Origin of the sequence: Paenibacillus gansuensis, from assembly GCF_042684925.1 — a bacterium.
GTDB lineage: Bacteria > Bacillota > Bacilli > Paenibacillales > DY6 > Paenibacillus_N > Paenibacillus_N gansuensis.
The window spans coordinates 599,781-611,737 of record NZ_JBHUME010000002.1 but is presented as its reverse complement, the minus strand read 5'-3'; the positions used below and the strand labels follow the sequence as shown (position 1 = coordinate 611,737).

Annotated in this window: 8 protein-coding genes; 6 read left to right on the top strand and 2 right to left on the bottom strand. The window is 49.4% G+C overall.

The features are described from left to right. Positions 1-2: 2 nt before the first annotated feature. From ACFSUF_RS02825 to ACFSUF_RS02815, 3 genes are all read left to right on the top strand, one after another. Positions 3-476: a MarR family winged helix-turn-helix transcriptional regulator gene (locus ACFSUF_RS02825; protein WP_377599884.1), complete on the top strand. Its 474-nt coding sequence runs from the start codon at positions 3-5 to the stop codon at positions 474-476. A gap of 13 nt (positions 477-489) precedes the next feature. Further along, positions 490-1,548 (top strand): Atu2307/SP_0267 family LLM class monooxygenase, encoded by a 1,059-nt coding sequence (locus ACFSUF_RS02820; protein WP_377599881.1) that lies wholly within the window; start codon positions 490-492, stop codon positions 1,546-1,548. Positions 1,549-1,740: 192 nt separating this feature from the next. Beyond that, complete coding sequence (locus ACFSUF_RS02815; protein ID WP_377599879.1) at positions 1,741-4,740, top strand: carbohydrate-binding protein; 3,000 nt, start codon at positions 1,741-1,743, stop codon at positions 4,738-4,740. A gap of 108 nt (positions 4,741-4,848) precedes the next feature. On the opposite strand, the gene ACFSUF_RS02810 is transcribed toward ACFSUF_RS02815, so the two are convergent. Both ACFSUF_RS02810 and ACFSUF_RS02805 read right to left on the bottom strand, forming a co-directional pair. Continuing rightward, positions 4,849-5,742 (bottom strand): carbohydrate ABC transporter permease, encoded by an 894-nt coding sequence (locus ACFSUF_RS02810; protein WP_377599877.1) that lies wholly within the window; start codon positions 5,740-5,742, stop codon positions 4,849-4,851. A gap of 15 nt (positions 5,743-5,757) precedes the next feature. Continuing rightward, positions 5,758-6,726 (bottom strand): ABC transporter permease, encoded by a 969-nt coding sequence (locus ACFSUF_RS02805; RefSeq protein ID WP_377599875.1) that lies wholly within the window; start codon positions 6,724-6,726, stop codon positions 5,758-5,760. Positions 6,727-6,906: 180 nt separating this feature from the next. Here ACFSUF_RS02805 and ACFSUF_RS02800 point away from each other — a divergent pair, with 180 nt between their 5' ends. The 3 genes from ACFSUF_RS02800 (at position 6,907) to ACFSUF_RS02790 (ending at position 11,954) form a co-directional block, all read left to right on the top strand. Then, the gene (locus tag ACFSUF_RS02800; protein WP_377599873.1) at positions 6,907-8,463 is read left to right on the top strand and encodes a response regulator; all 1,557 of its coding nucleotides are present in this window, start codon (positions 6,907-6,909) and stop codon (positions 8,461-8,463) included. Next, positions 8,438-10,159 carry a cache domain-containing sensor histidine kinase gene (locus tag ACFSUF_RS02795; protein ID WP_377599871.1) on the top strand — a complete coding sequence of 574 codons (1,722 nt, stop codon included), beginning with the start codon at positions 8,438-8,440 and terminating at the stop codon, positions 10,157-10,159. Before ACFSUF_RS02800 ends, ACFSUF_RS02795 begins: the two co-directional genes overlap by 26 nt. A 124-nt stretch (positions 10,160-10,283) precedes the next feature. Continuing rightward, positions 10,284-11,954 carry an ABC transporter substrate-binding protein gene (locus tag ACFSUF_RS02790; protein WP_377599868.1) on the top strand — a complete coding sequence of 557 codons (1,671 nt, stop codon included), beginning with the start codon at positions 10,284-10,286 and terminating at the stop codon, positions 11,952-11,954. Positions 11,955-11,957 lie beyond the last annotated feature (3 nt).

Genomic DNA, 11,957 nt, shown 5'->3' with positions numbered 1-11,957 from the left:
CAATGGCTGAACGCGGCACGGAAGGCAAGGATCTTGATTTACGGCTGATACGCGTAATACACAGGGCAATGAAAGTGCTGTATACAAGCTTGGAAAAAGATATTGTCAGCTATGGGCTAAGTATGGAAACTTTCCAGATTCTCGAGTTTTTGTACAATAAAGGCCCTCATTCCATCCAGATCATCAGCGAAACGTTCTCCATTCCAAGCGGGAGTATTACGTACGTGGTTGATAAGCTGGAGACGAAGGGGTATGTGGAACGGCTCCCCATCCCGGGTGACCGCCGCAGAACGAATGTGGCATTGACCGAGGAAGGCCGGCGTTATTTCGATACTATTTTTCCAAAGCATGTGCAAGCGATCTCCGATCATTTGTCCTTTGCGACGGATGAGGAGAAGCTAGAACTGATCCGCGTGCTGAAGAACATCGGGTATGGCATCAAGAATCGGGAAGACAATGGCTCAACAACAAATTAAAGGGGATATAAAAATGGAAATAGGTATAGATTCATTTGTTGAAACAATGCCTGATGTGGAAACGGGTGAGACGATCAGCCATGCGGAGCGTTTGCGGCAGGTGGTTGAGGAAATCGTCCTTGCCGATAAAGTCGGGCTGGATATATTCGGGGTCGGTGAGCATCACCGGAAGGAATTTGGAGATTCCGCTACTGCCGTAATTCTTGCGGCAGCGGCGCCTATGACAAAAAAGATCCGTTTAACGAGTTCGGTGACCGTGCTCTCTGCCGCTGACCCGGTTAGGTTGTTTCAGCAGTTTGCCACACTCGACGGTATTTCCAACGGACGTGCCGAGATCATCGCGGGCCGCGGCTCTATGGTCGATGCGTTCCCGTTGTTTGGTTACGATCTAAAAGACTATGATGAGCTATACGAGGAAAAATTGGAGTTATTATTGAAATTGAGGGACTCGGAGAAGGTAACCTGGAGAGGCGGTCACCGGCCAGCCTTTACGAATCTCGGCGTGTATCCGCGCCCGGTGCAGAATCGTATGCCTATATGGCTTGGCAGCGGAGGAAATACGGGTTCGGTGATTCGCGCAGGGGAACTGGGGCTGCCTCTGGTGTTGGCGATTATTGGCGGGAATCCGCTGCAATTTGCTCCGCTCATTCCGCTTTATAAGAGCGCTGCCGCACGTGCGGGACACGATCCGTCGAAGTTGCAGGTCGCCGTACATTCCCTTGGGTTCGTTGGGGAAACCAACTCGATTGCGGCTGAGAAATATTTCCCGCCTACTCAGGCCTCGTTTAATCTTTTCGCTAAAGAGCGGGGTTGGGGACATTACAGCCGTGCAGCTTTCGATGCGGCATGCAGCCCGGAAGGCGCATTCTATGTAGGGGATCCCGAAACGGTAGCCAACAAGATCCTTTATATGCGCCAATATTTAGGCTTCTCCCGCTTTTTCCTGCATTTGCCCACCGGCACTATGCGGCATGAGGATGTAATGAAATCCATTGAGCTTCTGGGAACGGAAGTCGCGCCGCGGGTCCGGGAAGAGGTTGCAAAATCGGAAGCGAAGGAAAGAGTTTTTTAAAGGAATCACCACAGGGTATTGTGAAGAACCAATTTCGGCTGGTCCGGAATTGGTTTTTTTCTTTTTCGGTTACCGCCTTCCAAAAATCATCACTTTCGCACATAAATCTTTAGTAATTGGCATAGTTACAGGACCCCGGTTCTTTTACACTTATTTAGAAAGCGCTTTATTTACTCTAAAAGGAGGTTGTTTATGTATCAGAAACGTTCATTTTCAAGGGCTTGTACACTTGCACTCAGCTTGATTCTGCTCATCCAGCTTTTCAGCATTCCAGCGACAGCGCAAGACCAGACGGCTGCGGGAGGAGCGGCGGAAACAGCTGCCGGCGTGCTGAGTTACGAAGCGGAGTCCCCGCTCAACACGCTTTCCGGAAAAGCCGGGGTAAGCGCATGCGGGGCGTGCTCCGGCGGCCAGTTTGTAAATAACTTCTGGGGCGGATCATCCGTGCAATTCAATGAAGTTACGGCAGAAGCTGCCGGCGTTTATGTGATGGCGATTCATTACATTTCAGGGGATTCCCGTACGTTCAAAATCAGTGTGAACGGCTCGCCTGGCGACAGGTACGATCTGCCAAAAACGGCGGATTGGTCCACGCTGGGTGTCTATGAAATTGAAATTGAGCTGCAGCAGGGCAAAAATACGATTTTGTTTAGCGATGATAACTGGTATTCACCGGATTTGGACAAAATCGAGATTAAGCCGAGCGCACCTCCGGGCGGGGACGGGGCTTCCTATGAAGCGGAAGCATTGGGCAACCGCTTGACGGGCAATGCCTCGATTAATGCCTGCAGCGCTTGTTCCGGCGGCAAAAAGGTCGGAAATCTATGGGGAGGATCTTCGTTAACCTTCCCGAATGTTACCGTTCCTAAGGCAGGCGTTTATACGCTGAAAATGAGTTATGTATCCGGCGATCCGCGGCCGATCTCCATTACTGTAAATTCCGGAGAGAAGGAGACGCTTACCCCTCCGAAAACGGCGGACTGGGACACGGTGGGCTCATATTCCTTGGAAGTGATGCTCCAGGAAGGCCTGAATACGATCCTCTTCACAGATGATGGGGGATGGTCTCCGGATATCGACAAGATCGTATTGACCGCGTCCGATAACGGGAACGGAGAGACTGGGGACGGGTCCATCGGTGACTTGGGGGCCCAACTGGAATCCAGCGAAATCAATTCCGTGACCGCTGTAAAGTATGAGCATGGGATGACGTTCTCCAACGGCATTTACACGGTTTCTTACAACACGGACAGCGGACTTGCCGCATACGATTGGAACGGCAAACGGATTGCAACTGGCATCTACAGCAGCGCAGACCTCGGCGGAACCTTGCTGCACAGCAAAGATTACACGGAACACCGGATACGGCCTGAGAACATTACGCCTATCCAAGATCAGCAAGGCAAAGGGCTGCAGGTTGTTGTAGAACATACGAAAGCCGATGCGCCTGCCATGAAACAGATTTATAAGCTGTATGCGGATCAAACCTACTTTTTGACGAGTCAGGAATTACAAAGCAGCACAAGCATCAGCGCCAAGTCCATGGCGCCTGTCGTCATCTCCGCCAAAGGCGCGGTGGATGTAGGCAGCCAAACCGACAACAGGGTGCTGGTTGTACCTTTTGACAATGATGCATGGTCCAGATACCAATCCCGCACGATCAATACGAGCTTGAATACGGACAATTACATCAGCTCCGAAGTAACGGCCGTCTATGACAATGGAAGCAGAAACGGGCTGGTGATCGGATCGGTTACTCATGATACCTGGAAAACGGGTATCGCCTGGAGCGGTTCCGACGGCAAGCTCAACAAACTGAAAGTGTACGGCGGTTTCACATCCCAAGTATCGACTCACGATACGCTGCCTCATGCAGCACTTACCGGAACGGTTCTTACTTCACCTGAAATCTATGTCGGGTATCATACGGACTATAGAGACGGAATGGAGAGCTACGGAAACGCCAATGCCAAGGAAGCTCCGCCATTAGCGTTCAAGCGCGGTGTACCGAAAGGCGTACCGGTTGGCTGGAACAGCTGGGGCGCTTACGACAGCAGGCTAAGCTATGACAAAGTGGTAAGCGTATCGAACTTCTTCAAAGATTTCCTTCAAGACGAGTCTTTCAGCAATAAAGGGAACGTATACATCAACCTAGATTCCTACTGGGACAATATGACCGAAGACCAGCTGCAGCAGCTTGTCGGCATCATTCATAACAACAAGCAGAAAGCCGGCATTTACTACGGCCCATTTGTATTCTGGGGGAACAACATGAGCCAGGTTGTGGAAGGAACTGACGGAAAATATACTTACGGCGATTTGGTCCTGAGGGACGGCGAAGGGCGAATCCTGCCTACATTGGATGGCGCCTTTGCGCTTGACCCGACTCATCCGGGAACGAAACAGCGGATCGACTACTATTTTAATAAATTCATCAAATTAGGCTTCGAGTATATCAAGTTAGACTTCCTGACCCATGGTTCACTGGAAGGCGAGCATTACGATCCTGCGGTACAGACAGGAATTCAAGCTTACAATCAAGGTATGGCTTATATCAACCAGGTGCTGGACGGAAGAATGTTCATCAGTGCTTCCATCGCTCCCTTATTCCCGAGCCAGTATGCCCATGCCAGAAGAATTTCCTGTGATGTGAACGGAACTCTAGAAATGACGGAATACCAGTTGAACAACTTGACTTACGGCTGGTGGCAAAATGGTACCATCTATCATTTTACGGACCCTGATTATATGCACCTGACCAAAGGCGGTTCCATCGCGGCCGCTCAATCTAGAGTGTCTGCAGCAGCTATTTCCGGAACGGTCTATCTGAATTCCGACGATCCGGAGCAGCCGGAGGCACAGCAGTATATGAAAACGCTCCTGACCAACCCGAGAATCAACGAACTGGCGCTTACAGGGAAAGCATTCAGACCTGTGGAAGGAAATACGGGAACTACTTCGGCAGACACCTTCGTTCTAAACAACGGCAAGGAACAGTATGTGGCGGTATTTAACTTAACCCGCTCGGCTGCAGTTAAGACGATTGACCTGGCAAGAGCAGGGATTGCTTTAGATGACAAGGATGAAATCACGGAGTTGTGGTCGAACAGCCCGGCAGCCGTTACTGACGGCAAGCTGACAGTGAATTTGGAACCTGCTCAATCTGTAATCTACAAAATTGCTAAGAAGTAAAGGATAGGTTCACAATTAAAGAAGAATGCCCCAGCGGTCCGGAGACCGTCTGGGGCATTTCCTTTGAATCTTCTTGTCCGTGCTTACCGTCTATTCAGCTTCCGTACCTTAACTTTTAATTGCGCCCATCATCATGCCTTTGACGAAGTAACGTTGAATGAAAGGATAAACCAGGACGATCGGTATCGTAGCCACCATTGTGACCGCCATCCGGATGCTTTCCCCGGAAACCGGTATCCGTTTCGTACTGTTTGCGAGCTGCTCCGCCTCCGACACCATAGCCCCGGTCTGAAACTGGTTTAGAATTTTGACCAATATCGCCTGGAGTGTCTTCAATTCGGGTTTGTACGTGTAGATGTACGAATCATACCAGGCATTCCAGTGTCCGATTCCGATAAACAAACCGATCGTCGCAAGTACGGGAACACAGAGCGGGAGGATGATTTTTGCGTAAATCTGCAGGTCATTCGCTCCGTCCATTTTGGCTGATTCTTCTAGCTCGGGGGGAAGCTGCTCAATGTAGGTCCTGACCAGAATCATCAGAAACACTCCTATTAATCCGGGGAAAATGAATACCCAGAAAGAGTCGATCAGCCCCAGAGATTTAATGACCATGTAAGTCGGAATCAATCCACCGCCAAAGTACATCGTAAAAATAAAAAACAACGTGAACCCCCGCCATGCAATCAACTCGCGTTTGCTTAGGGAATACGCCATCATGCTGATCGCCAGAACCGACAATGGAGTTCCAATGAGGGTACGGAGTACGGTAACCTTTACAGAACCAAGCAGCTCGTCGTTACGGAAAATCGAATAGTAGCTCTCGAAGGACAGGACTCTGGGCCATAGGTATAATCCGCCCCGGACGGAGTCGGTTGCATCGTTCAGGGATACGACAAGGATGTTCCAGAAAGGATAAAAGGTCAGGAGGAAGACAGCGATTAGAAAGCTATAAATCAGCATGTTGAAGGCGGCATCCGCCCATGAATATTTGCGCAGCATATGCGATTCTCCCCCTTAGAATAAAGACTGGTTGTTCAGCTTTTTGGAAGCGCTGTTCACTAGAACGACTAACAGGAAGGCGACAACCGAATTGAAAAGCCCTACAGCGGAAGCGTAAGAAAACATGGAGTTCTGCAGGCCGTACCGGAACGAATAAGTCGACAATACGTCGGAGTACTCTTGGTTTAACCCGTTGCCTAACAGGAAGTGCTGATCGAAGCCTGCATTCAATACGCCGCCGAGCTGTAAGATTAGAAGAATGACAATCGTCGGCTTCAGATGCGGCAGCGTGATATAGATCATTTGCTTAAAGCGTCCGGCCCCGTCCACTTTCGCCGCTTCATACAAATCCAGGTTGATGGAGGAGATGGCTGCAAGATAGATAATCGAGTTATAGCCCATCTCTTTCCACGTATTCCCGAAGGCTACAATCCACCAGAAATAGCGGCCTTCCTGAAGAAACAAAATGCTCTTGTCCGTAACATTGAAAAACTTCAGCAGGTTGTTTACAATTCCGTCGGAAGATAACAGAGTTACGATAATGTTCGCCGCAATAACCCAGGAGATAAAGTGAGGCAGATAGGATACGGTTTGAACCGTCTTTTTGAAGGCAGCCGCCCGAACCTCGTTTAATGCGATAGCGATAATAATCGGAACCGGAAACGAAATGATCAGGGTAAGCATCGTTGAAGCAACGGTATTGCGCATGATTCTGTAGAAATCGCCGTTTTGGAAGAAATAGTTGAACCAGTCAAATCCGACAAAATCGCTTTGAAACAGATGTTTCCAAAAGCCGCCTAACGCCGGCTGATAGTTCACGAAGGCCATGTACAGCCCGGCCATAGGAAGGTAGCAGAAGAGAACGGCCCAAACTATGGCAGGAAGGAGCATGAGAAGCAGGTATCGCTGCTCCCTTATTTTCTGTGTCCAGTTTTTCTTTGTCTGCTTCGGGACATTTTGTGATAGAGTTACGATGTTTTCCATGGGTACACCCCGTTCTTCAGTAATGAAAAAAGTATAAGGTTCCGCCGAACGTTCACTCAATAAGACAATGTAATGATCCATGCCGGAAAACGACTTTCCTGCAAAAGCAGGATGTACGGCAGGATGCCTCTTGCCGCTTCTGGATGTATAATAATGAAAAGCCAAGTAAGGAGGCAGGACATGAACACCATCTTTCTGGTGGAAGACGAAATGTTGGAGCTTACCTTGTTGAAGGAACACATGGATTGGACGGGAATGGATGTATGTGTCATCGGTACGGCGCGTAACGGGAGGCGGGCTTGGGAACAGATCCAGACGCTGCAGCCGGACATTATTCTGACTGACGTCAGGATGCCGATCATGGACGGCATTCAGTTAGGGGCATTGGTTCAGGAACGGTACCCCTGGATACAGGTGGTGTATTTGAGCGGACATGATGAGTTCAGCTATGTAAAATCGGCTTTGGAATCCGGTGCGGTAGGGTATCTCCTGAAGCCCGTTGATCCCAACGAGCTGGCAGCCGTTATGAATAGGGCGAAGACGGAAGCTGCTAAAGTGAACCTTGTCCGAAAATCCAAACAACTTTGGATCGATAGGCACATGGAGCTGTTGTTAAAAACTACGGAAGATAGCGATGTAGAGCAAAGCTGGCAGGAATTAACGGCATCGGATTCTTCGGTTAGCAGGCAGCTTTATGTAACCGCTTTAATCTGCCCGGATCCCGATAGGGTAAGGGGCCAAGATCCGGATTCTTTAGAAATGGTAAGGATCCTGCACAAAGAGCTGGAAGCCGGCGGATTGGAAGGGGCTGTTGCGTCGCCCGGTCCCGGCGAATGGGCCTTCGCTGTCGCTTCGGGCTCCCCTGCTGAAACGATGCAATTCTGGGAACGGGTTGCCGGAGCCATACACGATGGATTGGGAGTAACGGTTACGATTGGCATTTGCGAAAGGGAAGGAATTCTGCGCGAACTGCCAAGGATGGCCGCGGAAGCCAGGAAAGCAGCGGGGGAACGTTTCTATTTGGGTGCGTCCCGGATCATTCAGGCATCCGGCGTTGTGGATCCCAGTCCAGATCCCGGTCCCGATTCTGAAATACTGGAGATGCATAGGGAAGTGCTGCGGCTGATGACTTTACAGCAGCTGCCGGAAGCTGGAATTCCGTTGGATGAGTATTATCGCCGGATGGCGGATACGCGTGTGCCTAGAGAAATCGTATTGAGCCATTCCAGGGAATTGCTGCAGGAACTATCCGGTGAGCTGACGAAATACGCGGAATGGAAAGAACGGGGACACGGGCACCTTCCCGAGTGGACAGCAGTATTGGAAGAGTGCGGCACCATGGAGGAAATCCGCTTATTTCTAACCGGACTTGTCGAACGTATTACGGCATTCATGGCAGAAAAACAGCAGGACCGGCAGTCCCAACTGGTGCGTCAGGTTACGGCTATTCTGGAATCCGAGTACGGGGAAGTGCTGACGATTGACGAGCTGGCGGGACGGGTGTATCTGTCGCCTAACTACCTTCGGGCGCTGTTTAAGGAGAAGATGGGCTGCACCATTCATGATTATTTAACTAAGGTGCGTCTCGAGAGGGCATTAGAGATGCTCCGCGACCGGGGCCTGAAAATACAGGATGTTTCGAAGCGCGTCGGATATGACAATACGTCCTATTTCTGTTCGATTTTTTATAAAACACAAGGGGTCACTCCGAATGAATATCGCAAGAAATACTTATAGTTTTGCGGCAGCCCTTGTTGAGAAATTCCGGAACCAGCGGTTGAGGAGCAAGCTGTTTATCGTCTATCTGCTGGTAACGATTCTGCCGGTGACCTATTTGGTGTCCTATTCCTACCATACTGTCCGCGAACAGCTCATTCACCAGGCGGTAGAGAATGTCAACAGTACGATCGATCAGATTAACACCAACATCTCAAGCAAGCTGAACATGTATACCCAAATCACCACACTGCTCTATCTGGACAATCAATTGCGAAATTATTTGCTGAACCAATACAGCAAAAGAGATCTATCCTTTCTGGACGCGTACGATTATATCAACAAAACGCTGTACAAAATTTTGGCCATGAACCCTAACTTGAAGTCCATCTCCATTTATACGGATAACCACACCTTATTTACGGACGGATTGTTCATCAAATATCTGGACAAGATGCCTGCCGACATGCGCGAGAAGACATACAAGGCCCAAGGGAATCTGATTCACTTTTATTCCGAACCCGCGGAAGGCGCGGAGAGGACGATTACCCTTGCCCGTTCGCTGAACTATTTGAGCCTGAATTATCCTTACGGAATTATTTCCATGGAAATTACGGAGAGGGAAATTTATTCGTTTTTTGAGAAAGAGAACAAGAACAAGATGATTTTCATTGCAGATGAGCAGGGGAATATCATTACGGCGGGATCCAAAGCTGCCGGTATCCGCAATATCAGCGAACTGGACAGTACCGGGTATATGGTGATCCGCAAAACGATAACGAACGGCTGGCAGACGGTTGTGCTCCTGCCTTACAGCGAAGTGTTGGGGCAAGCCCGGAAGGCATCGGCAAACATGCTGGTCATCTCTATTGCATGCATGGCCGCTGCCGCTCTGTTCATCTACTTGACAAGCACCTTTATGACCAAGAGGTTTGAGACGCTGCTGCAGCAGATCCGAAAAGTAGAGCGAGGCTCGTTTCAGCTTCCTGCGGCGCCGCTCGGCAATGACGAGGTGGGGCAGCTGTCCCTGGCCCTTCATAGGATGGCGGCTACGATAGAGGAACTGTTTCATGATGTCTACAAAAAAGAATTGGCTGCGAATGAAGCGGAAATGACCAGCCTGCAGGCGCAGATCAATCCCCATTTTCTCTATAACACACTGGCCTCTATTTCTGCATTGGCGACTATCCATAATAACCCTCAAGTGCACCGCATGGCTGATGATTTGGCAAGGTTCTACCGGATTTCGTTAAACAAAGGCAAGAAGTCCATTACGATTGAGAAGGAATTAAAACTTACGGAGCATTATGTGTCGATCCAAAAGAACCGTTTCGAAGGATTATTCGAAGTTCATTACGATTTGGATGAATCTCTGTTTCCTTATACAACCCTAAAGCTGATTATCCAGCCTTTTATCGAGAACTGCATTAATCATGCCATATGGGACGACGAGTCCCGCATGAATATTATCGTAAGGCTGAAAGCGGATGGCGATGATGTGATCATCCAAGTGATCGATGACGGGATGGGGATGGCGGCGGAGACGGCGGAATCTTTACTCTCTAAAGAAGAGGGAAAGGGAGGGTACGGGATCTTTAATGTGGATAAGCGGATCAAGCTTGCTTATGGCGAGGGATACGGAGTAAAGCTGTTCAGCAGATTGGGCATCGGGACGTCGGTTGTGATTCGCATCCCCAAATCGGCCATTTATCTATAATCGTTGTTTTCCGGTACAGATCATTAGAAAGTTTTATAGATTAGCCCTCGTCCTGATCGTTACAATGGGTTCCATAGCGGGAGTGTAATCGCTAACATCTACACGAGGAGGATTGAATTGCAATATGATCAAAAAGGGGCAGCTTCGTTTTACAGTAATTGCAACCCTGCTGGTAACATTATTGGCAGGCTGCGCAGGCAACGGCGGGTCTAATTCCAACCAGGCTGCGGGTAACAGCACGGTGAACAGCGGAACCAATGCAGCAAACAGCTCCGGCGGAGAAACAGACACGGCAACAGGGAAGGAACCGGTTACGCTTACCTTCTTTGACAAAAATATCGGCGATCCGTTTACAAACACCGTTGCGAAGAAAATTACCGAAATGACGGGAGTTTCTCTGGAAATGCAGCAGCCGACAGGGAACCCCTCCGAGAAGCTCAATTTGATGCTGGCAAGCAACGATCTTCCTGACCTGCTTTCTATTGGGCGCGGCGATATTCTCGATAAGTATATCGCGGCAGGTGCCTTGCTGCCGTTGAACGATCTGATCGATCAATACGGCCCCAATATCAAAAAAATGTATGGCGATATGCTCAACAAAACAAGATCTGAGGACGGCAAAAACTACTACCTGGCTAACTGGTACGGACTGGAGCAATATCCTGTGTTTGGCTTCCTGATGAGGATGAATGTCCTGAAAGAGCTGGGAGCGGGCGAGAAAGCAACCAACGGCCAACCTTTTACAGCGGAAGAGTTTGTCGGGCTGCTGAAAGCTTATAAAGAGAAGTACCCGACCGTTGACGGTAAACCGGCGATTCCGATGACTTTTAACGGAGAAAACACGGGAGCGATAACCTGGACCTTCAAGGGAATGTACGGCATGATGCCTTACTACGAGGTGGACGGCCAGCTGAAGAGCGACGTTCGCGATCCCCGCTACATTGAAATGATTAAGTTTATGAATTCACTCTATACACAAGGGTTTATCGATCCGGAGTGGGCTACCAACAAGACACAGCAGTATGAGCAAAAGTTGGCAAGCGGAACGATCTTTGCTACGGCCGATGCTTTTTGGAATCCGGGGAAACCGAATCAAATCCTGAAGGACACGGCGAAAGATCCTGCGAAGAAGGATGAGGCTCAATTCTACCCTTATAAAGTAATCGCGCCGGGTGTAGACCCATCAAAAACTACTTTCGGCCCAAAAAGCTCTCTGGGTTGGGACGGGATCGCAATCTCCAAAAACAGCAAAAACGCGGTTCGTGCGATTCAACTCCTGGACTACCTTGCATCCGAAGAAGGCCAATATTTGATGATGTGGGGAGTCGAGGGTGTCCATTGGGATATGAAAGACGGTAAACACGTGCCTAGACAGGAAGTGTTGGATGGATTTAAGAAAGACTGGGCTAAATACTCGAAAGAATCGGGCATCCGCCAATGGGTATGGGCTGTGAAGAACGGGCCTGGTTCCGATGGAACCCCTTATGACCTGATCGGCCGTTATCAATCGGATCCTGTGTCCGATCTGGCGATCAAAAATTTGGCGGATTCCGCATTCGATACGGCCATCTACGATAATTTAGGTCCTGCGGGCGGCACGCCTGAGGCGATCATGCAGCAAAAAGTCAACGAAACTACAGCGAAATATTTCCCGAGAATGGTGATGGCTCCTTCTGAACAAGAAGCTGTGAGTCTTTATGAGAAGATGATCAAGGAACTGGATGAAGCGGGACTGCCTAAGCTGGAAAAGATTTATACCGACAATTACACAAAACGTAAGGAACTATGGAAATAAACC

Excerpts from the sequence above, each read along its gene's own strand:
- ACFSUF_RS02825 (WP_377599884.1), top strand. The coding sequence starts at position 3 with ATGGCTGAACGCGGCACGGAAGGCAAGGATCTTGATTTACGGCTGATA.
- ACFSUF_RS02820 (WP_377599881.1), top strand. The coding sequence starts at position 490 with ATGGAAATAGGTATAGATTCATTTGTTGAAACAATGCCTGATGTGGAA.
- ACFSUF_RS02815 (WP_377599879.1), top strand. The coding sequence starts at position 1,741 with ATGTATCAGAAACGTTCATTTTCAAGGGCTTGTACACTTGCACTCAGC.
- ACFSUF_RS02810 (WP_377599877.1), bottom strand. The coding sequence starts at position 5,742 with ATGCTGCGCAAATATTCATGGGCGGATGCCGCCTTCAACATGCTGATT.
- ACFSUF_RS02805 (WP_377599875.1), bottom strand. The coding sequence starts at position 6,726 with ATGGAAAACATCGTAACTCTATCACAAAATGTCCCGAAGCAGACAAAG.
- ACFSUF_RS02800 (WP_377599873.1), top strand. The coding sequence starts at position 6,907 with ATGAACACCATCTTTCTGGTGGAAGACGAAATGTTGGAGCTTACCTTG.
- ACFSUF_RS02795 (WP_377599871.1), top strand. The coding sequence starts at position 8,438 with ATGAATATCGCAAGAAATACTTATAGTTTTGCGGCAGCCCTTGTTGAG.
- ACFSUF_RS02790 (WP_377599868.1), top strand. The coding sequence starts at position 10,284 with ATGATCAAAAAGGGGCAGCTTCGTTTTACAGTAATTGCAACCCTGCTG.